This window comes from Sphingomonas sp. BK069 (assembly GCF_014193405.1).
Lineage (GTDB): Bacteria > Pseudomonadota > Alphaproteobacteria > Sphingomonadales > Sphingomonadaceae > Sphingomonas.
In genome coordinates this window covers 1-25,014 of sequence record NZ_JACHZH010000009.1, presented here as the reverse complement: position 1 = coordinate 25,014, position 25,014 = coordinate 1, and the positions used below count along the sequence as shown (strand labels likewise).

Genomic DNA, 25,014 nt, shown 5'->3' with positions numbered 1-25,014 from the left:
GAGGCGTAGCATGGGCAGGCCGAAGGGCCTGACCGTGCGAGCGAGCCGGGTGCCGCCCGGGCCTTAAGCTTCACCCCGGCGAGGGGCTTGCCGCGAGGATCATCAGCGCCGCTTCGTCGGTGCGGCCCTGTGCGATGATGATCCCGCGCGCGTTCCCGCGTGCTGCTTCGGCCGCGATGCGCTCGGCGAACTTGTGAGCGTCCTCGTAGTCGTCGGAGCAGTCTCCATCGACCACCATCTCCTCCAGCTCCTGATCCCAGTAGCCGGTGTATCGGCCGGCCCATCCGTCCCGCTCCCGGAGCGCGTCTTCCAGTCGCTGGATCGTCTGGAACCCGTGGCGCTGAGCGGCGAGATAGCCGGCTTCGTGCGTGGCGTAGATGCGCTGCGTGTCGATGCTGTTCATGACCGTCTCCTTCATCTCGATGACGGTGTCCTCGCGTTGGTCGGGGCGGCGAGGGTCAAGGACCGCGAAGCGGCCGCGTCAGCGGCGGTGGGGGTCACGATTTTGCGTAGCAAAATGGTGGGGCCCCGCCGTCCTTGAGGCTCGTCGTCCCGGCCAACACACTAGGACGTCTTGAGAGAGAGTTTTTCCCGCGGCATCAGCGCCGGGGCGGGCTCGATGCCCGCTCCGGCGCTTCCCCGGCCGAGGCGTGGCAAGGGGAGGCCGAAGGGCCGAACCGAAGCGAGCGAGCGGGGTGGGGGCGGGGTTGTCCACGGCCGACCCGAAACCCCTTTCAGCGGGGAGACGGTCGCCAATATGGCGGTGGCAGATCCCGGGTGCCGCTCGCCAGCTGGCCGGGCCGTCATTCCCCGGTCGGCCGTGGACGATGCCGCTCTAGCGGACACCTCCTAACAACATGCGGTTGATCTCGGCGCATCTCGAAGGCGCCGCGGGCATGCGGCAGCGCCTTACCGGAAGGGGGAAGGTGATCGGGCGCGCGGCGACCAGGTGCGGCCCGCCGGGGCCGCGCCAAGGCGTCGCGCGCCCGATCACCTGGCGTGGGGGAAACCAGTGGGTTTCCCCCACTAAGCGACGCTGGCGAAAAGAGGCCAGCGCCGGGGCTCGCCCGACGCTGGCCTAGTGGTTTCCTGCCAAGGAAAGGGGAGGGCGGCGCGAGGGGGAGCGCGCCGCCCGATGGATCAACCGAACGCGGCGCGCTGGGTTGCGACGGGGGCGGGGGCCTGTCCGTCGATCCGCAAAGCGTGGGTGGGGATGCGGGCGGTTTTCAGTACCTGCAACAGGTTGGATTGAAGGCCGGAACCCTGACAGACAACCGCCTCAACCGGGTTGAGGTTGGCCAGCTGCTCGTTGCGTACGAACCCGGCGCGCTTGCCATAGCGGGCGGTGTTCGGCGTGAACGCGATCAGGGTAACGTCGCGGCTCGCGGCCCAAGAGGCGGCGATAGCGTCTGCGCCTTTGCGCTGCGCGGTGGTGCACAGGGTCATGTGCGGCACGCGCGCCTTGATCTGGTCGAGTTTGGCCCAAAGCTGCTGCCAGTCGTGCCACTCCTGACCGCCCGAGAAGACGACAAGCGGGCCGGTGGGGTTGCGCTTCTCGCGGTGGTCGGTCGCGCGCGCTTTCAGGAAGTCGATTGCGGCGATCTGGCTGGCCGTTCCGCCGCTCGACACCTTCGAGCCGCGCGCCGGGGACCATGGGTGGCCTGACTGCGCGCGGTAGCAGTCGGCGGCATAGTCGCGCATGCATTCGATAGCGGCGCGCTGCTCGGTCTTGGTCTGGGCGCGAAGCTGCAATTCTTCCATCTCCACCGCGAAGATTTCGGAAGGGTCCATGCGCCGGGTCATGTCGGAAAGCTCGGCGCAAAGCCGGTCCTCCTCGCGCTCGAGCTTCTGCGCCTCGTAGTGAAAGGAATTCACGAAGCCCCACGCGATGGCCTGCGCGCTCGCCTCTAGGCGGGTGTCGCGGAACAGGTCGAAGAGGGTTGCCATGATCGCCGCGCAATCGTGCTGCGCCTCGATCGGCTCGGGCATGTCCAGTTCCTGCCGCTCGCCGCCCAACTCCACGATGGACAGCGCGCCGACGTCGCCGAACGCGTCCTGAAAGTTGGTGGTGGCGGTCGCCTCGGCGTGGCTCGCGGCGGCATCGTCGGCCGCGTCGCTCGCGCTCTGGTCGTGCTCGGCGCTGTCGTCTCGCGCACTGCAATCGGGCGTGTCGTTGCGGGCAGCGGGGTTCAGGGCTTCGCCCATCGCGGCAAAGCTGGTAAAGCGGCGGGAGGTCGGGCCGTTCGTCATGGGTGCTATCCTTTGGCAGGGTGGTTTCGGCTAGGGTCGGGGGAGCGGTTCCAGCGCTCTCCCCGCCCGTCTCGGTGGGGATTACATCTGCGGGACGTAATCCGGGTCGTTCACCTGCTCGTCGGTGATCTGGCCATCGTCGGTCGCGTTGCCCGCGAAGTCGTCGGCGTTGGCGGTGCGGGCGGCGCGGCGGTTGCTGCGGCTGCCGTCCAGATTGGACTGGCGCGGCTCGGGGCGGTTCCACACGACGCGGTAACCTTCCTCCATGTTGCCGAAGAGCATGATCTGCAGCGGCTCGCTCAGGCTGGGGTCGTCGAGCTTGCCCTGAAAGAACACTTCGCCGCTGCTGTTGCTCTTAAGCTCCCACAGCGCGCCGATCTGCACCCAGCGCTTGGCGACGTTCAGCACCATGATCTCGAACGCGGGCGCGCGCTCGTTGGTGCTGTTGGTCGCGCGCAGGCCGAGGCGCGGCAGGTCGATGGTGGCGGTAGCGATCGAGCCGAGAAGCTGACCCTTGACGACGGCGAACTGACCGATGTTCATAGCACTTACTCCATCTAGGCGGGGGCCTGTCCCCCTGTTGTCTGGGCTTGGGGCCTTTCCCCTCCCGACATCTTTCTTTTACCCCCTCCCCTCTAAGTATTGAAGCGTATTGATTTCTTGACACCTTAGTCATCGTGCCTGGTGAGTCCGAGCACAAATAGCTCCCGACTAGGGAGCGTAACTAATCAAATAAAAGACGCATTGATCGCGATAGCGAGCAATTCTGATGAACAGGAACGATGTTTGGGGGGCGTAGCCCCGGCCTGTGATCTCATCGCACCCGGAGCCGTCCTCGCAGGGGCTCAAGAGGCAGGCACGGCCGGCGGGGTCAACACGAATCACGGAGTGTCTGCCGCTTTAGCGGTAGAAACCGTTATTCTTGTTGAGGCGTCTTCAAACAAACAAAAGCATTGCCAGCTCTGCTGGCAATTCTCCTTTGACGCCGACCCCGTCGGACGGGTCTGGCACGCAGAGACACTGAGAGACGGCGAAGGGGGCGATGAGATCATTGGCCCAACAAACAATCATCATGCGCGCAAGCGCATGATTCCCCAGCCGCAGGCTGCCTGCGGTGCCCGCCGAGCTGGATAGGCCGCGCGAGGAGAGGGCAGGGGCAGCGCTGCGCATCCGCGTCAGAAGCCGCAGGAGCGCCGTGGAGGCGTCCCGGGACCCGGACAAGGGATCGTGACCGCTTGCGGCGGAGACCCGCTTCAGCGGGGCTCCGGTCGGCTTTAGCCGACTAGAGCCCGACCCCGCCCGACGGGCGGGGTGGCCCTATTAACTGCCTTGCATTGTATCGGAGCGTGAGACAGGCTGAACCCTGCGCGAAATCTCATCGCGAAAACACGGGGACCAACCTCATCGCCTTGAAGCGGATCTTTGTCAGCTACTCCCATGAGGACAAGCTCTTCGTAGATGAGCTGCTAAGCGCGTTGTCCAATCGGGTAGGCAATGAAGTAGAGTTCGTACGAGATGTGCATGTCCTACGCGCCGGTTCCCCTATTGCCACCGAGCTAACATCTCAGATCGAGGCAAGCGACGGTATGCTCGCGGTGCTCCCCAAAAATGATGAGGGCGCCTGGTTTTTCGCTGAGCTAGCAATCGCTTTGAATAAGGCTAGCAAAGATCCCGGGTACCGAATCATTCCGGTGTTGGCCCATTCGACAACTAAGGTGCCGTTCGTCCTGAGAAGTCGCCTCTACCTGAATTTGGCGGAAGAAAAAGACTTTGAAAGCGGAGCTCTGCAGCTAGCCAGAGTCTTATTGAGCCAAACTGAGCCCTCGTATGACATAGACCCCGCCCTAGCCGAGAAGGCATCTATCGATGCGAGGAGAGCGTTTCTTCATCTCGCGAAAGCCCAGCATGAACTTGAGAAGGCTTATAGCCGAAAGTCGTATGCCTTTGCGCTTACCGCCTCCTTGGCCGCTAGCGTCACAACGGCAGCGCCTCTTGTGTACTTAAGCGGCCTTTCCGAGCGGCAACTTTGGTCGATATTTTCCGCTGTCACAATCCTCGCACTCGGCGTCTTTTTAGGACGTTTATCAACAGTCTGGAGCCCAGGAAAGTCACCAATCCCCCCCACTAAAGATCTCAACAAGTGAGCGGGGCTCTCACTCCTATGTCGCTCGCGCGCGAAGAGGAGCAGCTTAGGCAGGAGGTGCTAGCGTTTAATCAGCTAGCGAAGAAGGACCTGCTTTGGTTCTATCTTAGATTAGTTGTCGGTGGTGCCTCTGTTGCGTTGCTTATCGCGGTCGTTGTGATTTGCTGTTACATATTCTTCAATGCGCAGAGGTTTCCTGACTTCATCCAGAAGGCTGCGGCTGGGGCGTTCTTCGGTGATGTGGTAGGTTTGCTCGCGCTTGTTTGGAAGGTTATTATCAATCCCGCAGAGACGAAGGTGCTTGCACCGGTAACGAAGGTTTAGCCGCAATCAAGACCTTGTGTTGGCGTCAGCGGGTATCTTACCTGTTACCTGTTTTTTAAAAGAGGGTCGACAGGGGTTGCTTTAACCCGTTGCACGAACTCCGGCCGCAGCGCGATCTTAGCGCCCTCGAGGGGAACGGCGGTAACGCCGTCGAGGTTGACTACCCAGACGCGATTATGGTCCTCGGCTAGCGGCACGCCGCGGATCGCGGGGCCATCCTTGGGTTGGTAGTCGTAGCAACAGCCTGCCTTCACCCGACCGAGGATCCAGGCCTTCTGTTGCTTCGCGGCGAAGGTGCCAGCTGGGGACGCGGCCAGCAGCGCAACCCCGATGATGCAGGCGGACACGATGTAGTGCGGTCCGGCGCCGTCAAGGCTCACGTCAATTGCACGTGATGCCCAGCTGACGCCGCGCCCACCGCGTTTCACTCCAACGCCAATCGTGATCGCCAGCGCCGCCCCGACAAGGACCAATGGTATGGAATGCCAGACGTAAGCTGGAAGGGCATCGAACAGCGCGGCGAGCACGACGTTGAAGCCCAAGCTCATTACCTCGACCGTACTCGTCTCCGTGGCGGCGAACCCGATACCGAAGCCGGAGCGCAGGCTATCGAGATAGCTGTAGCCGGCGAGACAGAGGAAGGCGGTGCCGGCGACCGCGAGGGCAGGGACAAACGACAAGAAACCCCTGAGGAGCGCGCCCGTCATCACTCCGCGAGGCTGAGCGGCGTCCATCAGCGCCGCGGCGCCGGCCGGCGTAGGTGTTGGAAGGCCTGCACGTCGGGGAAGAGCAGGCGAGGGAGGTCGAGGAGCCAACCCGACGCGGTCCAGCATCCGACCGCCGCGAGTAGCCAGACGCCGATGTAGGATTGGCCCGCGACGTCGTCGACGAGGGTGTCATTGGAGTTCATGAGCCAGACGAGCAGGGCGCCGAAGAGGAACATGCGCTTCCAGGTGTAGCGATCGGTGATGCGCCGCAGGCTGCGCTCGAGATCGACCACCGGATCTCGGCCGAGATGTTCGCGGTGCTGAACCATGCTTCCGTTCTCCCCGCAATCATCGATAGCGTAGGCTGCAGACCGAGGAAACCCGATCGCCTTCACGCTTGCTCCAAATCAGTGGCGGAGCTCCTAAATAGGCGGAATGGCCTCCAACGACACCGGCGCCTTGCGCTGCCTCATCTATACCAGCCGCGCGAACGATCACGACCTGGTGGACATCCAGCGGGTGAGCCGCGCGAACAACGGCATCGACGGGATCAGCGGCCTGTTGCTGGCAAAGCAAGGCGTGTTCATGCAGGTGCTCGAGGGCCCACCCGAGAGCGTGGCAACGACGTTCGAGCGGATCCGTCGGGACGACCGGCACTCGCACGTGGAGGTGCTGAGCGACACGGCGGAGACGGAGCGCGCCTTCGGCCATTGGGCAATGGCGGGGCTGCCAGGCGAGGACGACGTATCGGTGCGCGAGCGCCTGGCGGTGCTGACGACGGGCGCGCCGGCGCCGGTTAAGGCAGTTTTTCATGGCTGCTGACGCGATCAAGCAGCCGAGCCGAGCACAGAGGGGGCAGGAGATGGCGGGTGGAGTGAACCTTCGCGAGAAGCTGGATAGCTTCTCGGACCATTGGTCGCCGCGCATCGTCGCGGACATGAATGGCCATGATGTGATGGTGGTGCGGGTCGACGGCGAGTTCACCTGGCACAGCCATGCTGAGTCCGACGACTTCTTCCTCGTGCTCGAGGGCGAGCTAGACATCGACCTGCGCGATCGAACCATCACACTTGGGCCGGGCGAGCTGTATGTCGTCCCGAAGGGAGTGGAGCATCGTCCTGCTGCGCGCAGGGGCGAGGTGAAGATGTTGCTGATCGAGCCTACCGGCATGCCGAACACCGGCGACGAGAAGACAGCGGCGACGAAGGTGCGGATCTAGCGTCGCTGCCGATGCGCCGGCCGGGCCGCGATCGGCGGACAAAAAAAGGGGCCGGCGAGCCGACCCCTGAAAGTCATTAGGAGAGGATGCCTGAAAGGCTCGAAAATGCTGCACCTGCGAAGACGCGTTCGCAAGCGCAAAACGGGAAACGCAGCGGTTTAGTTAATTGCCGCTCGCGAGGTTCCAGGAATCGATGTCTCGTCCTGCCGCCTCGCGGAGCGCACGCATGTCGCCTGGGCTGAGACGGCCGTCGGACCAGGCTGCGCGATAGGCGGCAGCGCCCCGCGGGCCGGTGCGTGCAAGCACCGTTGCAGCGTGCTGCTCCGAGCGATCGACAGGTACGAACTCGGCATATGCCCAGAGGCTCAACGCGGCGACCGACGCGCAGGTTATCGTCGTCACGGCACTGCTGGTGAGACTGCGCGGCATAGCTCAGCTACTCCGCAGGACGCCGAGGCGGGCGCGCAGGTATCCGAGCCCGAAGATGTAGATCGGCAGGACGATGATGGCAGAGGCGCCCCACACCCAGAGGTCGACGCCGGTGTAGAAGAGGATCGCGACCACCGCACACCAGTAGGTCCATTCGATCAGATGCATGACCGCATTCAGGTAATCGCGGCGCGTCGTCTTGGGGATGGTGTGAGGTCCTCTGTCCCGCCCGGCCATGATCGTCGCTCCCCGATAAGGTCACCGAACATAACAAAGCCGGCTTTGAAGCCAAGCGGAGTTACCCCCGATCAGACAGCCTTCCGCAATGGCTCGGGCTTTTTGCCTTCTGGCATCTTCTCACGAAGGTGCTCGTGCACCAGTGCGGCGGAGAACGGCTTGCCGATAAAGGTGGCCTTCTCCGGCATATCACCGGGCGCGGGCTTCACGTTGCCGCTGGCGATGACGATCTCGATCCACGGCCAGTGCGTCGAGACGTGATGCGCGAGAGCGAAGCCGTTCGTGTCGCCGGGCATCTCGACGTCGGAGAAGAGGAGGGTGATGCCGTCTGCATGGCCCGGGAGCATCTCCTTGGCCGCATCGCCGTCGTCTGCCGAGTGGCAGCGGAAGCCGACGTTCTCGAGGATATCACAAGCGTCCATGAGGATGATGGGATCGTCGTCGACCACAAGCGCAAACGGGATGGTAGAAGTCTCCATCCAGCAAGAACCTTTGATGGCGATCAAGGTCCCGCGAAGATGGGATTTTCGTGGCTCACCGCTGTCCCGGTGTGCCTCTTTGCGACGCTGCACCTACCGTCCGGCTTGGTCGCGACCGCGAAACCAGACGTGCGAGCGTCGCCGGTTCCGCACTGCCATCACCGCGAAGGCGGTCGACCATCCACACAGCACGGCGAGGAGGGCGTTGGTCGGAGCTTGGACAAGCGATAACACGACCATTGAGATCGAGGCTGCTACGCCGAGGACGAGGAGCTGCGAGCCGTTGGCCGGCTGTGGCAACCCAGCTCGATCGACTCGCCAGTCATGCGGCTGCGAGGCATGCCGCCACGCAGCGATGGCGTTCCAGATCGCAATTGCCAGCGCGATCAGCGTGCCGGCGATCAAGACGTTGGTCATGCTGACATCCCCGCGTTCATGCGCGACATTGATGGTATGCTTGGGCAGGGGTCAAGCTGGGAAGCCGGCAAGCCGCTCTAGGCATCAACCAATCTGCCGATGATGAGAAAAGGACTTGCGCACCCCGTTCACGTTATGTTCAATGCGCGCCACAGGAGGACGGCGATGAAGGTACAGGACGTGATGCGCGGCTATGATTACGATCTGCCGCTGATGGACGCGTTGAGCGATCCCGAGCTGTCCGTCGATAGGCGCGTGCTCGCGGGCGCCACGGTCGGGATCGGTCTTGATACCGCCTACCTGTCGGTGTGCCAGCTCGAGGAGGCTTTCTCGGCGCTGGCGTCGGATCACGCCAACGGTGTTGAGCAGGGCAGGGGCTACGAGGATCTGGCCGATATTTTGAAGGACCAGAGCCCGTATCAGATGCGGGTCTGGCACCTGCTCGACACGACGCCGCTCCAGCTCGCGCTCGAGGATCTGGCTTGGCTCAAGAGCCTGACCTATCGGCGCGCGCGAATGGCGCGGGTGGTGCGTGAGGAGAAGCTGATGCTTCGCTACGTGACTGACGAGGCGCTGTGTGAGGGCGTGACTGCGTCGCAGTTGATGGCGCGGGTCTCCGCGGTCGACTGATCGCGAGCCGTCAGGCGACCTGGGCGAGCATCGTCTCGGGCGCCTGCGGCCGGCGACGCGAGACGCGGAACGGCTGGATCGGGTTGCCGGTGCGCACCACGAACTGATCGACGCCGGTGGCCTCGCGCAGCTGCACCGCAACCGCATAGGCATTGTCGAACGAGGCCAGCGTGCGCGCGGCGGGTACGATGATGCTCATGGCGTAATCCTTGGTGGTGCGACGATGGGACGCGGGCATGCGCCGGCGTTCATGGATTGTTGAGCCGGATCGATATAGCAAGGTGAGCGGACCGGATTCGACGCGCCTGCGTTCTTCCAGTCCATCCGCCGTTTCGACGGAGGATCCTTTGGATGACGGGGTCGGGGCCGCTGCTATCGGCTTCGGCCCTGTTTTCGTTTCAGCGCCTGCCGTCGAAGAGGTCGGTCCTGGGAGGGAGCTTGCGCGCCAAGGTCGCCGATACGCCCAGTAGGGCCAGCGCGATAACCTGAGCCACGCCGGCCTGCACCTCATCATCGAGCAGCAGCGACGCCAGCGCGAAGGCAAACGCGCCGAGCGCCGGCACGACACCAATGACAAGATGATGAAACGTTCGCGCGCGAATGAATGTGAGCAGGAGCGCCGCAACAAGGTTGATTGATGCGACAAGCATCGTTGTGCTATAGAGCGCTGTCTCGAAGCTCATAAGACACGTCCTCTATTTAACATAAACAGTATTATCGCTCTGGCCGCGATCGGTTACTCTGTGCGAGACACCACCTTTACTAGCCTCTGATCGACAAGCTCCAGCCAGCGATCCCGAACCTTGTTGTAGAGCGCCTCCGGCAGCTGTCCATAGACGATCGTCTCCGGCTTGGAACCGGGTACGACCCGCGTGTCCTGGTTCGGCCAAGGAGTGCGGTTCAGCTCCGACAGGATGATCCAAGACCGCTCGTCGTCGAGCTTGAGACGACGCTTCACGGCCTGCGGGATCTCGATCGCGAGCGCGGGTTCAGTCGGCGGGCTGTGCGTGATGGGAAGGACGAAGACCTCGGTACGGCCGTCGCGCATCTGTTGCGACAGCAGCAGCGCGCACGGCCGCTCCTTGCGGCCGTCCTCGGCGCCGCGGTCGGCCTCGCGCTTCCAGAGGTATTCGTAGCGGATGACCTGGCCAGGACGCGGCGTCGGTACGTCCACCCTCAATCCAGCTCGTGGTTGAAGGCCTTGGACTCCTCAGGCGCCTTCGAGGCGGCGACAGCGTCGCGCATCTCCTGCGTGACCTCGTCGAGAGACATCGCTACGCGGTCGCGGCTCTTCAGGCGGGTATATTCCTGCATCGACATGAGGACCAAAGCCTCGTCGCCGCGGTTCGTGATGGTGAGCGGCTCGACCAGCGCCCGCCGGCTGAAGCGGCCAAACGCCTTCGAGACCTCACCGGCTGTCGCTGACTGCACCATGGCCGATCTCCTCATCCGTATAATACGGATCTCACCCTCTCCTTTCAACTGCTCGTCGCTCCCGCTCACCGCGCAGCCGGTCGACCAACCCGGTGTCGGCGTGCGACTGGATCAGCCGCTCGAGAGCGTCGTCGGGCAGGCATCGCGGGTCCATGCGCGGGCCTTTCGGCTTCGGCGCCTCACGGCCGAGCGCCAGCAGCTGGCGTCGATTGCGGACTTCGACCAACAGGTTGCCCCGCTCCGCGCGCGTGAAGGCACGATCGAGGCCGTAGAGCCACCCTGCCCGCGCTTCCACAAGCATCGCCTCGCACCGGGCCAGGTCATCATCGTGGCGGCATTCACGGATGCGCTCCACGGTCAGCGCGCGAGCGGTCTCTCGCGTGCGCCAATAATGCTCGCTGCTCGGCGCCTCGAGGGCGAACAGCCGGTGCATGAGGCGGATCCAGGCGCCCATGCTTTCCCATGCGAAGGGCTTTGCGGCCTTACGCGCCGCGGGCCGAAAGCTCTTCACCGGTGGAAGCGTGCGTGGCGGCTGCTTGTCGCCGTAGAAGAGGTCGGGTTCGCGCCAGCTCACTCGACCGGTTCCAGGTCTCGCAGCTCGGCGAACTCAATCTTGGCGGTGCGCTCCCCGCCGACGGCGTCGAAGAAGACGTAGCAATGATCGTCGAGGGGAGCGCCGCACAGACGCCACACGACGCCTTCGCGCCCGAGGTAACGCTGGATGCCAAAGGCAGGGTCGACCGAGCCCGGCGCGTCCACCAGCCGCACGCGCCGGCGTACGCCGAGCCAGTTGCTGGCCTTGCGGACGATCGCGTCCCTCTCGGCGCGTGTCAGGATCGACGGTCGGTCCGAGCGCGGCGGACCGAAGGTGGCAAACGGGTCGCCTTTGATGCGCTCGAGCTTCTGCTCGATCGTCTCGAGCGGCGCGCGCGCCCACTCCGGCGCGGCCGGGTTGCGACGATAGTGTGTCATTGTCGTCGAGGAGAAGAGATCTTGCTGGTAGCCGATGATCCGGCGCCGGCGTTGGGCCTCGGCATAGTCGGCGCGCCAGCGATCATCATCGGTCACCGGCCTGGGTGGCTCGTCGCCCAGTCGCGCGAGCGCGAGCAGCTCCTCGAACTCGTCGCGGGACACCGTCGCGATCCGAGGGTCGTACCTCATCGCAGCACCCGGGCGACGTGACCGGCATAGACCGACACGACCTTCCAGTATGCGGCCATAGGTGCCTTGTGGCGGCGCCAGCAGTCGTCGGCCCGGACCTGTGCATCGCCGCGTAGCTCAAGCAGGAGCTGGCGCAGCTCGGCGCGTGCGGTCGGCGAGAGCGATTGAAGGCGCGTGACGCTGGGCAGCGCCAGCACCGGGTTGCGGACATGCGGATGACTCGACCGCGGCCGAGTTGGGCCCGAGTGCTGCATCATGCCTCTCCCCAGTCGAGATCCTGCCGATGGGTGATCGCTTCGATCGGCGCATGGTCGACCGCGAGCGCCATACGCAGCGGCGAGACCCAGATGGCCTTGTCGGAGAGCGTGAAGGTCTCGCCGAGCTTGGCGAGGAGCAGCGCCTCGCCGATCTCCTCGGCCATGCCCTGCGCCGCGGCCGAGGGGACGGCGTTGCCGATCCACTCACGTTTCTGCGCGTCGGAGCTGCCCTCGAGCTCGAACGGCTGTACCATGGACCAGGCATCTCGTTCGCCGTCGAAGCGGAAGACCTGCTCGGGATCGAACAGCGATTGAAGCGCGGCGAGCTCGAGCGTGGTGAAGGGCCGATGCCACGTACCGTCCACGGCGATGATGCGCGCGACGACGCGATCGTTCGGCGCCGGCAGCGCGACCAGCGGCTCGGGCTCTGGTAGTCGAGGATCCGCGACCGACCACTTGCCGCGGTCGTACTTGGCATAGCCGGGTACGGCGACGCTCGTGTCCTCCCAACCGAGGACGCCGTAGTGCGCCTGGCTGTTGTAGCCGTGCTGGTCACGCCCGCCCGCACTGAGCCCGATCGGACGGGGATCCGCGACCGACAGTGCGCCACCTGCAGGGTGGACCGCGCCCGTGACCACCTTGGCCGCGTCGCTGAAGTCGGTGACGGCGAGGATGTTGCGGTGCGTGCCGGCCGCGTAGCCGGGCGTCGGGTCGGTGACTGGCTCGCCGGCGTCGTCGATGGGCACGATGCGAAAGACATTGCCGAGCTGGCCCGCCGCGGCCGCGCCGCGCGGATCTGAAATCGCGTACGGCCCGGTACCGACTGACACGTCGGCCTTGATGCACGGAGAAGGCGCCGACCATGGCCGAACACCGAGCTGCACGCTCTTCGGATGCGCATCGAAGCGAGGGTCTGCGACCGCATGCGCGCCGGCGCTCGGCTTGGGACTCCCGCTGACCGTGGCAGCGCTCTCGCTCCAGCGCTTCACGCCGAGCACGTTGCGATGCGTGGCAGGACCATAGTCCGGCCTCGGGTCGGCGACGCTGTGCGCGCCGTTGGTCGGGCCGTTGCGCCCGGTGACGGTGCCGGCATGCTGGTGCCAGTGGCGGACGCCGAGGACGTCGGCGTTCCAGTCGGCCGAGACGCGCACGTCGGCGACCGAGAAGCGGCCCTGCGCCGGCGCGCGCGCGGAGGTGAGGGTCGGCGCCGTGTCCGACCAGTCGAGCACGCCGAGTGCGTTCTCGCGCAGCGCCTGGTCAGGCACGATGCCGAAATCACGCAGGCGCCCGTCGATTACCGCCAAATCGTTCAGCGCGCGCCAGTCGCGTCCCGCGGGCACGAAGGCGAGCCGCACCCACGTCTTCCACTGTAGCGCCGGCACACGGTGCATCACGCCCGCGGCCGGATCTCCCGGCATCGGCAGCTTGCCGATCACCTCGCCGACGCCGCGCAGCCGCTTCTTGGCAGGCTGATAGATGAAGTTCGGCACCTTGGACGGATGTCGGAAGAGCCGCAGGAAGCGCTTGCGGCGCTGCGCAAGCCCGCCGATCACGCCGCAGTCGTGGATGCTTTCCTCGACGTCGCTGACGACATAGCCATAGGCACGGTACAGCGCGTCGATCTGAGCGAGGAAGCGCGCGCCCCGCGCTGTCGCGATGCGCGGCACGTTCTCGAAGGCGACGATCGCGACCGGGTCATCGCGGTAGGCCTCGAGGCTCAGCATCATGCCGCGCGTCGTCAGGTCGTTGAGCGCCTGGTACTTGGCAGTCTCCGCCGTGCGCGCCGACAGCAGGCCGGAGAAGCCCTTGCACGGGTAGCTCGCGAAGAGGACATCGAGGCGGCCGAAGACGCGGCGGATGTCGAGCGGCGTGGCCTCGCGCCAGCTCGGGTCCGGCGCGCGTTGATGGAAGGCGCGGTATTGGGCCTCGGAGAAGAGGTCCATCACCGTGCCCTTCACGCCCGTGAGACGCTCGAAGTTGCGGATCGCCCCCTCATCGACGTCGATCCCGCCTGCACACTCGAAGCGGCCGCGCAGCGGCCCTACGCGAGGGTTGGCCGCGTTCATGCCGGCAGCGCCGGCGCCGAGCCCGCACGCCATGTGGCCATGGCGGATGACCACCTCGGCGGTCGCTTGACTGAATGCGTTCATGGTGAGGCTCCCGGATCCGCATGATCCGAATGCCCCTTCCCCCCTCCCCTTCCCGCGCCGGGGAGTCTTGGGTGAGCTTGGCAGCTAAGTCAGCGGCGGGGCGGCTATCCGCTCCCGCCGCTTTTAGGTCAGCGCTTCATGCCCGACATATCGTGGCCAGTATGGTCGCCGTGCTCACCGGCCTTCATGCCGGCGCAGCAGTCGTCCTTCTTGCCATCCCTTTCCTTGCAGCAATCAGCGCCGTCCTTGCAGCAGGCCATGTCAGCGCAGCAGGATCCCGCTGCGAACGCGGCGCCAGGGATCGCCAGCGCCAGAGCGGCGCCGATCAGCTTGAACTTGGTCATCAGTATCTCCGTCGATTGACTATGTGTGACTGGGGAAGTCACGCACGTCGCGGAGGCGGTGTGGCTGGCGGTACCGGCGTCCCGGTAAGGCCCTCAACAGGCAGGGGACGAAGGGTCGTTCGCAGTGGCGGAGCGACTTCGACCGGTGCCATCGCGTCCGGTTCGACGGCGGTGCACGGTGTCGAGCAAGCCGCTTGCTGCGCGGCCTTCCCAGGTATCGACTTGCCGCCACAATCGGCCATCTCAGAACCGACCGGCGCCGCGTTCGCGACGGCCTCACAGATCGGACCGAGACGCATGACCAACACCACAGCCAGCACAGCTAGCGCCGTGAGGCGAAGCATGGCGGCAAGACGTGGTAGTCGGCGGGTCACGTTCGCTACCCGCCCGGATTGAGGAGCAATGTCAATGCGTGATCGAGCGCGCTAAGCGCCACCTGGCCATAGTCAAAGCGGTTCGATTGATGTTGGCAAACCAATCGCGCGGTATTGACGGGATCGTGCCAGCTGCGCCCTTATGCGGGCAACTGACGATCTCATCCTGGGAGGTGAGCTTTGCCCGACCTGGCTGCCGTGACGACCCACACCTCGCCCTCGGCGCGGCGGTCGACCATGCCATCGCTGTGGCTCGTCGCCGGACTCCTGATCGCGCATCAGGCAGCACTCACCCTGATCCATTACATTGTCGGACCTGCCATGGGGTTCGACCCGGCCTCGGCAGCGCTTACCGCAGCGACGATCGTGCTGGCGGCACTGCTGGTCTTCGGCCTTGTCGCGCTCGACACGCGGCGAGCAGGCCGCGCGCGCGCCGTGCTGCTCACGGCACCGACCTGGAACGGGCGCACCGCGGTCACGATGGTCATCGGCCTTGCCGTCGCGCAGATCCCTCTTGGGATCCTCGCACTGCAGGGAGCAACCGTGTGGCAGTCGGGTGTCGGCAGCAATCTCGAGGTCGGCCGGGCGCTCGTCGCGTCGCTGTCCGGACCTGCAGGTCTGGCCCTCCTGGTCACTACGGTGATCGTCGCGCCGATGGTCGAAGAGCTGCTCTACCGCGGCTACCTGCTCGGCACGCTGGTTGACCGCGGTTGGCGCATCGCCGCGGTGCTGGTGTCAGCCTTCCTCTTCGTGACCCTGCACTTCGAGCCGGCGAACCTGGTCGCCTCACTGTGCCTCGGCCTCGGAACTGGCATCTGTGCGCTTCGTACGCGCTCGATAGTGCCGGGCCTTCTCGTCCACATCGCCAGCAACGCCTTCGGCATGTGGTACGCGACATTGGGCTCCTAGGTCGCGCGGTAGGTCGGCCGAAACAGGCGCTACAGATCTTCGCGCGTCATGATAGTCAGCACACGCCTTGTGACCGCCGTGTCTGCCGGGTCTTCCGACCCGTACTCAAGCGCGAGGTCGTAATAGTCGATCGCGAAATAGACGGTGTGTCCCCGCAACTCGAACTCGCCTCGGTTTCGCTCACGATCCTCGCTGTCGAAGGTGTGCGCCCGCAACGCGGCCATGATCTCGATCTGCCCTACCAGGGTCGACACGCCGGCCTCGGCGAAGGTCGCGAGGCAGGCGCGGGTCATGACGATGCGTCCCCGGCGGTCCAGCCCCTGTCGGCAGCGGTCATTGAGCGCGCCGATGATCTCGGTGCGCGATGGGCGAACAACGTTGTCCATGCTAAGTCCCTTCGGTAATCGGGTGGGATGCAGATCTTCGCGGTCATCATCGCGCTGGTCGGCGCGGCCGCGTTCGAGGGCATGGCCCTGCTCTACCGGCGCCGCATCATTCCGGCTGGGCCTCTCATCGCCTTGGCGACCAGCATCCTGCTCACGATGGTGGGCCTGACGATCGTCGGCCTCGCGCCGGGACAGCTCGTTATCGTCAACCAGGCCTCTGCCACGAGCGACCAGTGACCTTCACGCGGCGAGCGGCTCGCCCGTTTGCCGCGTCATCAATCCGGCATTGAAGCGCTCGAGCCAGCTCTGCATTGTCGGCCGCTCGCCAACCGGCACCATGGCAGCGACGTCTTGGAAGCGGATCAGGTCGCGCGGCGCGTCGCGCCAGATCCGATCGATCTCGCGCGACGGCAGCAAGCCTTCGGCGCGGATGAAGTCGGTCATTCGGCCGGGGCGCGCCTTGGTCGACCGGCGCCACAGTCCCTCGACCGTATGCAGCCGCGGTGCGGCGCGCGCCTCGACGAGCACGATGAGGCGCAGGCACCAGCGCGGCAGCTCGCGGATCTCCTCGGGCCGGTTGGCGATGCACAGCCAGCAAGCTGACTTCGGGGGCACAGGCAGGCCTTCGGCGACGATGCGCGCCACGCAGGCGTCCCGGTCCCAGCCCCACTCGCGGAGTGGGGAGCGGCAGTCGTATAGCGGATCCTCGATCGACAGCGCGTGGTTCGCCCGCAGCGTGTCTCGCGGTCCAGCATCATAGCCGATCAGGCGAATAACGCGCTGGCCACGCGCCCAGGCGTCTTTAGCCGGCTGCCAGCCTGCGAGAAATGCGTCCTGCGGCGCCTTCTTGTATTTGAGGCTGCAACTCGAGCCGCCCAGGCTTTTGCTCGGCAGCGTGGCGTTGGTCAGGCACATCTCCAGCAGGCCATAGTAAGGCGGCCAGTGCTTGAAGCGCTTGGGCGTGTACGAGACCAGCTCGTGCCGGATGCCGTGTGCGTCCATCCACGGCCGGATCACGTCGAGGTAGGCGTAGGTCGCCGGCTTCTCGACCCCGGTGTCGGCGCTCAGCACTAGGTCGGGCTTCTGCCCGCGCGCGACCAGCTCGACGAGAAGCGCGGTACTATCCACGCCGATGCCGTAGGCGAGTACGATCGGAGGGGGTGGCATGTCCATGTCAGATCCCCCGGCCATTGAAGGTGGCGACGACGCCGGCGAGTGAGGCGACCTCGGCCAGCGCAGCCCTGACCACGGCCTCGGCGATCGCGGGCATGCGGAAGGTGATGGAGGTGCCGCGAGCAATCGGGTCGGGCGAGATCGCGATTAGGCGTCTGCCCGTCCACGCCGCGGCGGTGATGTGCGCGCTCCAACCTTGATGTGCGGCACGCGACCAGGAGCGGACGATTACGTCGCGCCCGGCGAGGCTGAAGATGCCGAAGCGCGGCAGCGGGTGAGCGAAGATCGAGCCGGGCTCGTCGAGCCCGCGGCCGTCGTCGCTGAGCTGTAGCAGCTGGTCGCCGGCTGCGCCGATCACTGCGACGTCGACGCGGGCGGCGCCGCTCGCGTGCGCTGCCTGCAGAAGCTCGAGCAGGACGTCGGTGATGCTGTTGGCAAACAGCTCCTGCACCGTAGCGACCGCGCTCGGAGCGGCTGTGGGTGCGATCGAGGCGGGGAGCATGGCGGTCTCCTTCTCGCGGGCCCAATCCCGCGACCACCTGCTCCCCTCTCCTCTCTCGTCGCTCAGGGCTGAGCGGCCTCGGTCAGCTTAAGCCGAGCGGCTTCCAGCCGACGCACGCTCTCGGCCAGAAAGAGGCCTTCCGACTCAAGCGGCGACACGGTCTTCCGCCGCTCGGCCAGCTCGACCAACCGGCGATCGATGGCGTCAGCGGTCACCGTGATCTCGTCGACGGTGAAGTGGATGGCGGAAGGTGGAGGCGGCAACCGCAGCGGCTGGCGCACCTCAGGCCGGCTCTCGGTAGACGCGAAGATGCTCCAGAGGTGCGCCTCAGCGTCGAAGAGCTCGTTGAAAGCCTGGCTGGAGTTGCTGACGTTCACGATCCATCGCTCGCCGTCCCGCTCCATGAAGCCGGCCGCGTAGATCCGTCCCGGGCTGTCGCTATCGTCGACCCTCCCCAGCTCCTCGCCAGCAGCGGCGAGGCCGTCGACGTCACCGGTGGTGAGGCGCCAGGCGTCGAACCGCTCGCCCTCATCGGAGGCGGTGAGATAGTGCGCCGTCGCGATCTTCCACGCCGCGTTCACGCGCTCGAGATCGTCGCCGAACGTGGCCGGCTCAACGGTCGGCAGCAGAGGATGCCCGCGTTCGTTCGTCCACGCGGCGAGCATCACCATGTTGGCATCGACGAAGTCGTGCGAGGCACACGTGCCTTGCGGAGCGACCCGGTTGCGCAACCGCATGTCCTGCCACTGTGCAGGCGTAAGCTCGAGCGCAAGCCCGCGCGCGAAGGCGCAAGCGAGCGCCTCGATCGCGGCCAGCGTCAGCACCTCGTCCCAGTCGGCGCCGGCGTAGATGGTGGTCAGCTCGCCCACTGCGTCGCGTCGGCTAAAGCTGAACCGCGGTGCCTCCGGAAACTCGCGCTTCGACGGATCGGCATAGTCGACCCAGACCTGCGCGGCCTCGCCCATCGGTCCCACACAGGGGCCGAAGCTGGGCGCGGTGTCGTGGTGCCAGCTCATCTCGGACCAGCGCTTTGGGATCGGCATCATGGTCGCGACCGGATAATCGGGGAATTGCCACGGCCAGTTCCGGTCCACGGCCTCGGTGGTGAAACGGTTCGCGAGCGAGACCATGCTGCCGCCTGCCATCTCGCGATAGGCCGCGATCGTCTCGGCATCGCCGTCGGCGCCGGCGATGAGCGTCCGCAGAACGTAAGGCCATGTCGCCATGCTGACGGACACGTTGAGGAAGCCGTTCCAACGGGTGTCGTCGGTGTAGCCCGGGAAGGTGGGACCCTCTCCGAACGTCCAAAGTACGGGCCGCATGAGGTGATTAGCTGACGCGGGCACAAGATCAGGCATGAGGTAGCTCCTCGCCGGCTCATTCCGGCGTGCCCGCTCCCTCCCCTCTCCTCTTCCGCGGCTCGGATCAGTGCGGCTACGCCGCGCGCCGAGCCGTGGCTGCCATTATCGTCGTGGCGGCCCCGAAGCGTCGCAGCGTGGTGGCCATTTCGGACCGAAGCTTGGCCTTGCTCGAGACGACGATCTCGGCCGCGATCGGCGTGCCGTCGGCATCGGCGTAGCCGGCCGCGAGTTGCCCGTCGGCGACCTCGACCCGGATCAGCTGCCCGCGGACGGGGGCAGGCCCGACGTGTCGCACGGTGAACTCGCCGAGCTTGCCGACCAGACCCTGGATCAGCTTGCCCCAGCGGATATGGCCCGCTGCCATGTTCTCGTCGTCGCCATAGCCCCGATCGAGCCATGTACGCAGGTGGGTACGCTGCTGCAGCTTGGTGTTTCGCGTCCGCTCCATCGACCGGCATAGCGGCAGCGCGCCGGCGACCCCATCGAGCAGCCGCAGGTCCTCGTCCTGCAGCGCGACCAGAATGTCGTCGATTTCGTGGCCGGACAGCGCTTCCATCAGCTGCTGGCGTAGGGCGGGGCCGGCGACCTTCCGTCGTCCGCCTAAGCTCGCACTCAGCGTGTAGTCACCAGCGTGAACGAAGCCAGCATCCGTGAGGATCAGAAGCATCATGGCCTCGGCGCCGGCCCGATCACGCACGATCCGCAGGAAGTCCCACTTGGCGCGCGTGGGATCTCCGCCGGCAAGATCGGCATCGCTGAGGATGGCGAGACGGCGCGACCAGCGCGCCGGTCGTGCTTCATCACCGGGCTTCGGCCAGCTGCTCGGCAACGGCCGCGCGGACGCGACAGCGACGACGCTAGCCGGCATGTTGCTCTGCCGGTGCAGCGCCAGGTTCGCGCGCCGCGCCGCGTCGAACAGGTCGGTGCGGTCACCGCCCCCGTCCGTGAAGCCCTGGTCATAGGCCGCACGGCGGGTCTCGAGCGGCGCATTGCACGGGATTCCGTCGGGGTAGTGGTGCGGCCATCCGACGTGCGCCGCGTACCAGCCATCGGCGTAGCGGTTGGCGACGTCCCAATCGTAGCCATACCGATCGCGGCCGTTGAGGATGGCAAGCTCACGTTCGTTCGCCTTGCCCTCGCGTGCCTCGTTCTCGGTGAAGGCGAAGTTCTTGGCATGGCGCTCGGCTTCGGCCTCGACGCGCATCTCCTCAAAGACTGGGCGGGTCGCGATCACACGCGCGTGGCTGCGGGCGTGGCGATCGGCGAGCGGAGCGCTCGCTGGCAGATCGGGATAGTCGCGCCACGCCTTGGCGAGCGCCTCGGCGTGGGCAGGGCTGCGGCCACGTGCCAGCCACGTTGCGGCATCGGTGGGGTTGAAAGCGGCATCAGGCATGGTGGCCTCGCTGGTCGACGCGCCCGCGGGCGCGAGCAGGTGGATCAGGCGGCCGCGAGGCGCGCGCGCGCGGTCTCGGCCTCGTCCGGGAAGGCGGTGGCGAGGTTCGTGTGCAGCGTCTCGAAGTCTGCGACCGGGAACGTGCCATCCGGTCTGGGCCGCGTGGTCTGCAGCGCGCCGATCACCAGTTCGGTGACATCGGGTCGGTGGATGGTGGCGACGCTGCCCTCGTAGCTGATCGGCGGAGCAAAGCCGCCGTCGAGCCAGCGGGCCAAGCCGTTCTCGACCGCTTCAGCATAGGCCTGGACAGCCTCGTCTTCCTCGTCGTCGATGCGGAGCGACAACGTGCGGTACACACCGAAGTCGTGACGATTGGCGAGCGGCTTTAGGCGGCAGCCTGCGGGCGGCTGGCCGTAGCGTGCGATGATTGCGAGCTTATAGGCGAACACCTCATAGGCATTTACCGCATCGAAGTCGGGCGTGTGGCCCAGCTGCGCGCAGTCTTCTTCGGCGGGTGCACCGCCAAGGTCGATGACGTCGGACATGGGAGGATCTCCTTCGATCCGCATGGATCGGCACTCCCCTTCCCCCTCCTCTCCGCACCGGCTGGCGCAGCAGTAAGCCACGGAAAGAAACATGGATTATCGAGGGGCGTTAAGATCGGCTGCGCGTTCAGGCCGCATGAAGTCGATCCTTCCGCTGTTCGCGATCGTCACCGCCGGGCTCATCACCGCGCTTGAAGGGGCGACCAACGGCTGGGTCACGAAGAGCGCGAGCAGCCTCTACTTCGCCATGGTGGTTGCGTTCGCCATGAGCGCTATCATTCTGCTTCTCGCGGCGCCGTTCCTTCCCTTCCGCCCTGCATGGAGCGAGCTGCGCTCTCTTCCGTGGTATGCGTGGCTAGGTGGCGCGTACGGTCTCGCCACGATTGCGCTTGCGGCTTGGGCAACGCCGAAGCTCGGTGCCGGACCGGCGCTCATCGCTGCACTGTTGGCTCAAACGGCACTCGGGCTAGCGCTCGATCATTTCGGGGTGCTTGGGCTCGAGCGGTCGCCGGTGACGTGGTTGAAGGTCGGCGGCCTGGTTGTGATGCTTGGCGGTGCAGGCATGATCGCCGTTAAGTGAGAGCGTCACGAACGATTGCTGACGCCCTAAGAGTCTTAATTCATTAACCAAGTTTGGTTATCCGCCCGCGACCGCCGGAGAAGCGTGTCTGCGCAGGACGGGACCTGCGTGTCGCAGGGAAGAAACATGCAGAACCCCTATAACGAAGGGCTGGCGCACGCGCGTCGGAAGGGATCGACTGTTGCCGACTGCCCCTACAGCTCGGTTCTGATGGCGCATGAGCGCCAGCAGTGGCTCTCCGGATTCACATCTAGACAAGTCCGCGCGCGTGGCACCTCGGCGATCGAGGAAGGCAGCCGGGAGCTACCCGTCCTTGCCGATGTCTACGCCTGATCCTTTTCAGGGCCAGCGTTCGGGAAGCGCTCTTCGATCACCAGTGTCTGCCATTGCAGCCGCTCGCGCCCAAGCGCTTCGGACCGATCGACCATCTGCTCGAGAGTGGCACTTAGGCGGTTGAGCGAAGCCGCGTAATCTGTGTCGAGCTCATCGGCCTGCTTCGACGTCGGTGAGACCGTGGCCCGTGCCTTGCGGTGAGCCCGGGTCAACGCAGGCATGTGCCGCTGTTCGATCCCTTCGAGCTCGATGGTGGCCTCCTCGCGCAACTCTTCAGGTACGGCCTTGAGGCGGGCGAGCAGCCCGGTAATCCGCGCCTCTGCCATTCGTGCGTCGATGTTCATCGGCAGGGTAGCCAAAGGCTTCGGCCGCGGGGCGTTCCCTTTGGAAGGTCCAGCCAGCTCGATGTATCCCATACCTGTCGCGTACAGCATTCCGCCTACGAGGATCAGCACAACGGCGAGCGGTTTCACGACATCGCCGCTGAGCAGATCGGCTATCTGCTGCAGCGGGCTTCCGTGATCGGTGCCAAGGCCCTCTCCGAACTCGGCAAATTGCGATGTCACGAAGTTCGCCGCTGAAAGAAAGACGCCAAGGAGCGCGGCATTGAGTCCAACATCGAAGCCGCCCTTTGGCGACGTGGGCTGACGGTGGTCGTCCATGTTGAAGCCCCTCCGTTACAGATCGCGACCAAAGCGCTGACGCTTCATGGCCGCCTGCGCGGGTCCATCGAAGCTACCGAGCGTCTTCAGCCGGTCGGTCTCGAGCGTGCTGCCGAGATCGGCAGGCAGCTCGGCATGGGACGCTGCAACGGCGATCGCCGCGGCCGCGGTAGGGAGCTCGCGCGGGCTCGTGCCTTCCCAAACGAAGGTCTCTCGCTCGCCCTCGTCCTCCGGGTCCGGGCGCGAAACCTGGACGTAGAAGGTGTCGAGCGGGCGGTCCCATCCGATCGCGACGGAAACGCCGGCGGTTCCGGCGAAGGTATGACGGCTCATCGTCCAATCTCCCTCGAGGGTTAGTCGGCCAGCGTGATCCACTCAGCGTGCCACGGCCGCGGGTGAGGCGCAAAGCGCAGAGCGCCCGGAACGGTGGGGTGCGAGGCGAGCCGTTCGACCAGCCAGTCGACGTAGTGCTGGCCCTCGGCCATGTCCTCGGCGAGCAGTTCATCTAGCATCGCAGACTGGCGCGCTTGAGCGTCGGACAGCATCGACCAGTCCAGCGCGTCGAGAAAGCGCTCACGGCGCTCGATGTAGCGCGCAATGCGCGCGAGGTCGGCCCGCGCGATGGCGAGCGCATCCTGGATCCACATGGGTCGTGCTCCTCAGGCGGCGATCAGCGCGGGCTCGGCGCCGGCGATCGCGGGGGCGGTGAGGTCGAGTTCGCGCGTGAGGCGCTCGGCGAAGCGGGCGGTGTTCAGCAGCTCGGCCATGCCGGCATACCGGGTGACCTGGTGAAGCCCCTCGACAACGGAGCGGTAGGCGACCTCGCGGCCCTCGTAGCGTCCCCCTACCCGAACGACGACGGCGACGTCGGGCGCAGCGAGGATGACGTAGCCGGACTCGGCGGTCGTGCCCTGCGACGAGATGACGGTGTAGCTCCCGTCGATGAGGTGCAGCGCCATCGCCAGCTTCTGCAGCTCGGCACGCGCGTCCATGTGGAAGCGCTCCTTGGCGACTTGGTCGTACCCGACACCTCGGATCGCGAGGGAAAGCAGTGTCGGAAAGCGCCGCAGCGCATCGATCCGGCGCTTGCAGGCATGCAGAAGCACCGAGCGCGGCGCGCGGTTGGTCGAGACGACCGCCATATGGCGCGCCAACAGGACCATGGCGGGATCGCTGTCAGGGTCGACGCCGGCGTTGCGGCAATCGGCCAGCGCCTTGGTCATCGCCTGCAGGGTGACGGTGATCGTCGGCAGCGAGGCTGCATCCATCGCCTGATGGTGGCGGAACGGCACGTCGAAGGTCATGGCGCCTAGCTCCATGTGAGAGGATAGGCGCGACACCTCACGCCCGCCTCCCACTCCCCCCTCTTCTCCGCGGCTCTGGACGCTCCCGTGATCGTCAGCCCCTCGGGGCTGGGCGCTTCAACAAGGGCGTGATCGGCCCCCTCGTCCGCCTTGGCGTTCGGGAAGATGTTGCCCGATAGTGGGATCGTCCTTCCGGGTGGCCGGCCAAGTGGTTCGAGCTCCCGAAGGTCCATTCGCGCGGGTAAACCGGATTATCAGGATTACCGGATTAGCAGCTGCGCCTCGGGTTAGTCTCGCTTCTCGCATGAGAGGCGTTCACCGCGCCGCCACTTGGCGGGGTCAATGAAGTAGCCGGCGTGCGCGCCGACCTGCCGGCGCTGCGCCGTCTCAAAGGCGGCGACGTAGCGCCCGGCGCGTGCAGGATCGCCCTTCAGGTAGTTGGTGGCGGGCACCGCGAGGCCGGAAGCGATCATCGCCTCGCCGAGGTCTTGCCCCCCGACATCGACCGTGCCGATAGGGCGGCCGTAGCTCTGCTTGCCCGTCAGCCGGATTGTTGCCGGGTTCGCCTTGAGCAGCTTGGAGGCATAGTCCTGAGCGGCCTTGCCGCAAGGCCAGCAGCCAGACGTCATGCGGCACATCTGGCGCTTCTCGAACGCGTCCGCGCCGAACAGGCGGATGTCGATCGAGACCGTGTCGCCGTCGATCGCGCGGCCATCGGCGGTGATCGCGCCGCTCTGATCCGACCGCGGCGCAGCACCGGTGCAGGCAACTGCGATGAGTGCGAGCCCGAGGATCATGCGCATGCGCTCACCTCGTCGATCGGTGCATCCGCGCGCTCCATCACGCGCCAGGGCTGCATCCTGTCGCCGGTGAGCAGTAGCACGACGTCGAGCCCTTCGGCCTGCATGCGCTGCGCGACACGCCGGGCGTGGAGGGCGCTGCACAGTCGCCAGCGCAGCGGGGAAAGGGGGGCGTTTTCCATTTCTAGCTCCATCAGGCGGGCATTGCAGATGCGGGCGGCTTCGCGAAGACGGTCGTGTGGACTTTCGTCACCGGCACCACGGTCCACGGCAGGTCGCGGAAGTTGCGGATGCGGTAGTGGCCGAAGCCCGAAGCGCAGCGAACGGTGATCCGGGCGCCCCGCTTCACGACGATGAACTCCGTCGCGTAGTGGCCGTCCTCGAAGCGGATCGGTTCAGGAAAGCGGACGCGCATACCATCGGTGACAGGCCGCACGCGCTGGCGCAGCCGCGTGCGGCATCGCTCGCGCCAGTCCAGCGCGCCTTCGTCCTCTGTTGGCGACAGGAGGCG

General features: G+C 65.8%; 40 protein-coding genes. 9 read left to right on the top strand and 31 right to left on the bottom strand.

All coding sequences use genetic code 11. The features are described 5' to 3' along the window. Window positions 1–70: 70 nt before the first annotated feature. The 3 genes from FHY02_RS19375 to FHY02_RS19365 all read right to left on the bottom strand — a co-directional run bounded on the left by FHY02_RS19375 (window position 71) and on the right by FHY02_RS19365 (window position 2,793). Window positions 71–403, bottom strand: a complete 333-nt coding sequence (locus FHY02_RS19375; RefSeq protein WP_183925336.1) for a hypothetical protein — start codon at window positions 401–403, stop codon at window positions 71–73. 737 nt (window positions 404–1,140) lie between these two features. Then, window positions 1,141–2,250 (bottom strand): DUF2493 domain-containing protein, encoded by a 1,110-nt coding sequence (locus FHY02_RS19370; protein WP_183925334.1) that lies wholly within the window; start codon window positions 2,248–2,250, stop codon window positions 1,141–1,143. Between the two features lie 81 nt (window positions 2,251–2,331). Then, on the bottom strand, window positions 2,332–2,793 hold the full coding sequence (locus tag FHY02_RS19365; RefSeq protein ID WP_183925332.1) for a DUF736 domain-containing protein: 462 nt from the start codon (window positions 2,791–2,793) through the stop codon (window positions 2,332–2,334). Window positions 2,794–3,596: 803 nt separating this feature from the next. Here FHY02_RS19365 and FHY02_RS19360 point away from each other — a divergent pair. Together FHY02_RS19360 and FHY02_RS19355 are read left to right on the top strand one after the other, a co-directional pair. Continuing rightward, the gene (locus tag FHY02_RS19360; protein ID WP_183925330.1) at window positions 3,597–4,394 is read left to right on the top strand and encodes a toll/interleukin-1 receptor domain-containing protein; all 798 of its coding nucleotides are present in this window, start codon (window positions 3,597–3,599) and stop codon (window positions 4,392–4,394) included. Next, a complete protein-coding gene (locus FHY02_RS19355; protein WP_183925328.1) occupies window positions 4,391–4,717 on the top strand; it encodes a hypothetical protein in 327 nt (108 codons plus the stop codon). Before FHY02_RS19360 ends, FHY02_RS19355 begins: the two co-directional genes overlap by 4 nt. Window positions 4,718–4,761: 44 nt before the next feature. On the opposite strand, the gene FHY02_RS19350 is transcribed toward FHY02_RS19355, so the two are convergent. Then, window positions 4,762–5,424, bottom strand: a complete 663-nt coding sequence (locus FHY02_RS19350; protein WP_183925326.1) for a hypothetical protein — start codon at window positions 5,422–5,424, stop codon at window positions 4,762–4,764. 26 nt (window positions 5,425–5,450) lie between these two features. Beyond that, the gene (locus FHY02_RS19345) at window positions 5,451–5,753 is read right to left on the bottom strand and encodes a hypothetical protein (protein WP_183925324.1); all 303 of its coding nucleotides are present in this window, start codon (window positions 5,751–5,753) and stop codon (window positions 5,451–5,453) included. Window positions 5,754–5,859: 106 nt separating this feature from the next. On the opposite strand from FHY02_RS19345, the gene FHY02_RS19340 reads away from it, so the two are divergent. Both FHY02_RS19340 and FHY02_RS19335 read left to right on the top strand, forming a co-directional pair. After that, the gene (locus tag FHY02_RS19340; RefSeq protein WP_183925322.1) at window positions 5,860–6,246 is read left to right on the top strand and encodes a BLUF domain-containing protein; all 387 of its coding nucleotides are present in this window, start codon (window positions 5,860–5,862) and stop codon (window positions 6,244–6,246) included. Then, complete coding sequence (locus FHY02_RS19335) at window positions 6,236–6,643, top strand: cupin domain-containing protein (RefSeq protein WP_260173010.1); 408 nt, start codon at window positions 6,236–6,238, stop codon at window positions 6,641–6,643. Before FHY02_RS19340 ends, FHY02_RS19335 begins: the two co-directional genes overlap by 11 nt. A 162-nt stretch (window positions 6,644–6,805) precedes the next feature. On the opposite strand, the gene FHY02_RS19330 is transcribed toward FHY02_RS19335, so the two are convergent. The 4 genes from FHY02_RS19330 to FHY02_RS19315 form a co-directional block, all read right to left on the bottom strand. Further along, on the bottom strand, window positions 6,806–7,072 hold the full coding sequence (locus tag FHY02_RS19330) for a hypothetical protein (RefSeq protein ID WP_183925320.1): 267 nt from the start codon (window positions 7,070–7,072) through the stop codon (window positions 6,806–6,808). 3 nt (window positions 7,073–7,075) lie between these two features. Then, entirely contained in the window at window positions 7,076–7,309 is a 234-nt protein-coding gene (locus FHY02_RS19325; RefSeq protein WP_183925318.1) for a hypothetical protein, read from the bottom strand. A 71-nt stretch (window positions 7,310–7,380) separates the two neighbouring features. Further along, on the bottom strand, window positions 7,381–7,815 hold the full coding sequence (locus FHY02_RS19320) for a response regulator (RefSeq protein WP_260173009.1): 435 nt from the start codon (window positions 7,813–7,815) through the stop codon (window positions 7,381–7,383). A 66-nt stretch (window positions 7,816–7,881) separates the two neighbouring features. Next, window positions 7,882–8,205, bottom strand: coding sequence for a hypothetical protein (locus FHY02_RS19315; RefSeq protein ID WP_183925316.1), 324 nt, complete (start codon window positions 8,203–8,205; stop codon window positions 7,882–7,884). Between the two features lie 165 nt (window positions 8,206–8,370). On the opposite strand from FHY02_RS19315, the gene FHY02_RS19310 reads away from it, so the two are divergent. After that, window positions 8,371–8,835, top strand: a complete 465-nt coding sequence (locus FHY02_RS19310) for a hypothetical protein (RefSeq protein ID WP_183925314.1) — start codon at window positions 8,371–8,373, stop codon at window positions 8,833–8,835. 10 nt (window positions 8,836–8,845) lie between these two features. On the opposite strand, the gene FHY02_RS19305 is transcribed toward FHY02_RS19310, so the two are convergent. The 9 genes from FHY02_RS19305 to FHY02_RS19265 form a co-directional block, all read right to left on the bottom strand. After that, window positions 8,846–9,034, bottom strand: a complete 189-nt coding sequence (locus FHY02_RS19305; protein ID WP_183925311.1) for a hypothetical protein — start codon at window positions 9,032–9,034, stop codon at window positions 8,846–8,848. A 199-nt stretch (window positions 9,035–9,233) separates the two neighbouring features. Further along, on the bottom strand, window positions 9,234–9,518 hold the full coding sequence (locus FHY02_RS19300) for a hypothetical protein (protein ID WP_183925310.1): 285 nt from the start codon (window positions 9,516–9,518) through the stop codon (window positions 9,234–9,236). Between the two features lie 53 nt (window positions 9,519–9,571). Then, window positions 9,572–10,009 (bottom strand): hypothetical protein, encoded by a 438-nt coding sequence (locus tag FHY02_RS19295; protein WP_183925308.1) that lies wholly within the window; start codon window positions 10,007–10,009, stop codon window positions 9,572–9,574. A gap of 2 nt (window positions 10,010–10,011) precedes the next feature. After that, window positions 10,012–10,269: a type II toxin-antitoxin system Phd/YefM family antitoxin gene (locus FHY02_RS19290; RefSeq protein WP_132911182.1), complete on the bottom strand. Its 258-nt coding sequence runs from the start codon at window positions 10,267–10,269 to the stop codon at window positions 10,012–10,014. Window positions 10,270–10,300: 31 nt separating this feature from the next. Continuing rightward, entirely contained in the window at window positions 10,301–10,843 is a 543-nt protein-coding gene (locus tag FHY02_RS19285; protein ID WP_183925306.1) for a hypothetical protein, read from the bottom strand. Next, the gene (locus tag FHY02_RS19280) at window positions 10,840–11,430 is read right to left on the bottom strand and encodes a hypothetical protein (protein ID WP_183925304.1); all 591 of its coding nucleotides are present in this window, start codon (window positions 11,428–11,430) and stop codon (window positions 10,840–10,842) included. The genes FHY02_RS19285 and FHY02_RS19280 overlap by 4 nt, the downstream gene beginning before the upstream one ends. After that, the gene (locus FHY02_RS19275; protein WP_260173008.1) at window positions 11,427–11,627 is read right to left on the bottom strand and encodes a hypothetical protein; all 201 of its coding nucleotides are present in this window, start codon (window positions 11,625–11,627) and stop codon (window positions 11,427–11,429) included. Before FHY02_RS19275 ends, FHY02_RS19280 begins: the two co-directional genes overlap by 4 nt. A gap of 56 nt (window positions 11,628–11,683) precedes the next feature. Then, window positions 11,684–13,837: a DNA cytosine methyltransferase gene (locus FHY02_RS19270; protein ID WP_183925300.1), complete on the bottom strand. Its 2,154-nt coding sequence runs from the start codon at window positions 13,835–13,837 to the stop codon at window positions 11,684–11,686. A 128-nt stretch (window positions 13,838–13,965) separates the two neighbouring features. Continuing rightward, a complete protein-coding gene (locus FHY02_RS19265) occupies window positions 13,966–14,181 on the bottom strand; it encodes a hypothetical protein (protein ID WP_183925298.1) in 216 nt (71 codons plus the stop codon). Between the two features lie 554 nt (window positions 14,182–14,735). On the opposite strand from FHY02_RS19265, the gene FHY02_RS19260 reads away from it, so the two are divergent. Next, entirely contained in the window at window positions 14,736–15,464 is a 729-nt protein-coding gene (locus FHY02_RS19260) for a CPBP family intramembrane glutamic endopeptidase (RefSeq protein ID WP_183925296.1), read from the top strand. 29 nt (window positions 15,465–15,493) lie between these two features. On the opposite strand, the gene FHY02_RS19255 is transcribed toward FHY02_RS19260, so the two are convergent. Then, entirely contained in the window at window positions 15,494–15,850 is a 357-nt protein-coding gene (locus tag FHY02_RS19255) for a DUF3768 domain-containing protein (RefSeq protein ID WP_221198737.1), read from the bottom strand. 27 nt (window positions 15,851–15,877) lie between these two features. On the opposite strand from FHY02_RS19255, the gene FHY02_RS19250 reads away from it, so the two are divergent. Further along, window positions 15,878–16,087: a hypothetical protein gene (locus tag FHY02_RS19250; RefSeq protein ID WP_132910637.1), complete on the top strand. Its 210-nt coding sequence runs from the start codon at window positions 15,878–15,880 to the stop codon at window positions 16,085–16,087. A 3-nt stretch (window positions 16,088–16,090) separates the two neighbouring features. On the opposite strand, the gene FHY02_RS19245 is transcribed toward FHY02_RS19250, so the two are convergent. The 5 genes from FHY02_RS19245 to FHY02_RS19225 all read right to left on the bottom strand — a co-directional run bounded on the left by FHY02_RS19245 (window position 16,091) and on the right by FHY02_RS19225 (window position 20,824). Continuing rightward, window positions 16,091–17,041 (bottom strand): hypothetical protein, encoded by a 951-nt coding sequence (locus tag FHY02_RS19245; protein WP_260173007.1) that lies wholly within the window; start codon window positions 17,039–17,041, stop codon window positions 16,091–16,093. Then, the gene (locus FHY02_RS19240) at window positions 17,025–17,525 is read right to left on the bottom strand and encodes a hypothetical protein (RefSeq protein ID WP_183925294.1); all 501 of its coding nucleotides are present in this window, start codon (window positions 17,523–17,525) and stop codon (window positions 17,025–17,027) included. The genes FHY02_RS19245 and FHY02_RS19240 overlap by 17 nt, the downstream gene beginning before the upstream one ends. 62 nt (window positions 17,526–17,587) lie before the next feature. Beyond that, entirely contained in the window at window positions 17,588–18,847 is a 1,260-nt protein-coding gene (locus FHY02_RS19235) for a hypothetical protein (RefSeq protein WP_183925292.1), read from the bottom strand. A 112-nt stretch (window positions 18,848–18,959) separates the two neighbouring features. Next, the gene (locus FHY02_RS19230; protein ID WP_183925290.1) at window positions 18,960–20,279 is read right to left on the bottom strand and encodes a hypothetical protein; all 1,320 of its coding nucleotides are present in this window, start codon (window positions 20,277–20,279) and stop codon (window positions 18,960–18,962) included. Between the two features lie 44 nt (window positions 20,280–20,323). Further along, window positions 20,324–20,824: a hypothetical protein gene (locus tag FHY02_RS19225; RefSeq protein WP_183925288.1), complete on the bottom strand. Its 501-nt coding sequence runs from the start codon at window positions 20,822–20,824 to the stop codon at window positions 20,324–20,326. A gap of 136 nt (window positions 20,825–20,960) precedes the next feature. Here FHY02_RS19225 and FHY02_RS19220 point away from each other — a divergent pair, with 136 nt between their 5' ends. Next, window positions 20,961–21,404: a DMT family transporter gene (locus FHY02_RS19220; protein WP_183925286.1), complete on the top strand. Its 444-nt coding sequence runs from the start codon at window positions 20,961–20,963 to the stop codon at window positions 21,402–21,404. Between the two features lie 126 nt (window positions 21,405–21,530). Next, window positions 21,531–21,737 (top strand): hypothetical protein, encoded by a 207-nt coding sequence (locus tag FHY02_RS19215; RefSeq protein ID WP_183925284.1) that lies wholly within the window; start codon window positions 21,531–21,533, stop codon window positions 21,735–21,737. Here the strand turns inward: FHY02_RS19215 and FHY02_RS19210 are convergent. The 7 genes from FHY02_RS19210 to FHY02_RS19180 form a co-directional block, all read right to left on the bottom strand. Further along, window positions 21,728–22,399, bottom strand: coding sequence for a hypothetical protein (locus FHY02_RS19210; RefSeq protein WP_183925282.1), 672 nt, complete (start codon window positions 22,397–22,399; stop codon window positions 21,728–21,730). The two genes, FHY02_RS19215 and FHY02_RS19210, sit on opposite strands and share 10 nt — an antisense overlap. 15 nt (window positions 22,400–22,414) lie before the next feature. Further along, window positions 22,415–22,732: a hypothetical protein gene (locus tag FHY02_RS19205; protein ID WP_183925280.1), complete on the bottom strand. Its 318-nt coding sequence runs from the start codon at window positions 22,730–22,732 to the stop codon at window positions 22,415–22,417. A 20-nt stretch (window positions 22,733–22,752) separates the two neighbouring features. Further along, window positions 22,753–23,046, bottom strand: a complete 294-nt coding sequence (locus FHY02_RS19200) for a hypothetical protein (protein WP_183925278.1) — start codon at window positions 23,044–23,046, stop codon at window positions 22,753–22,755. 12 nt (window positions 23,047–23,058) lie between these two features. Then, window positions 23,059–23,703, bottom strand: coding sequence for a hypothetical protein (locus FHY02_RS19195; RefSeq protein ID WP_183925276.1), 645 nt, complete (start codon window positions 23,701–23,703; stop codon window positions 23,059–23,061). Between the two features lie 287 nt (window positions 23,704–23,990). Beyond that, window positions 23,991–24,500 carry a thermonuclease family protein gene (locus FHY02_RS19190; RefSeq protein WP_311731888.1) on the bottom strand — a complete coding sequence of 170 codons (510 nt, stop codon included), beginning with the start codon at window positions 24,498–24,500 and terminating at the stop codon, window positions 23,991–23,993. Next, a complete protein-coding gene (locus FHY02_RS19185) occupies window positions 24,497–24,685 on the bottom strand; it encodes a hypothetical protein (RefSeq protein WP_183925273.1) in 189 nt (62 codons plus the stop codon). The genes FHY02_RS19190 and FHY02_RS19185 overlap by 4 nt, the downstream gene beginning before the upstream one ends. Before the next feature lie 11 nt (window positions 24,686–24,696). Then, window positions 24,697–25,014, bottom strand: a 318-nt coding sequence (locus tag FHY02_RS19180; protein WP_409322725.1) for a DUF6927 domain-containing protein, incomplete at its 5' end; no start/stop codon positions are given.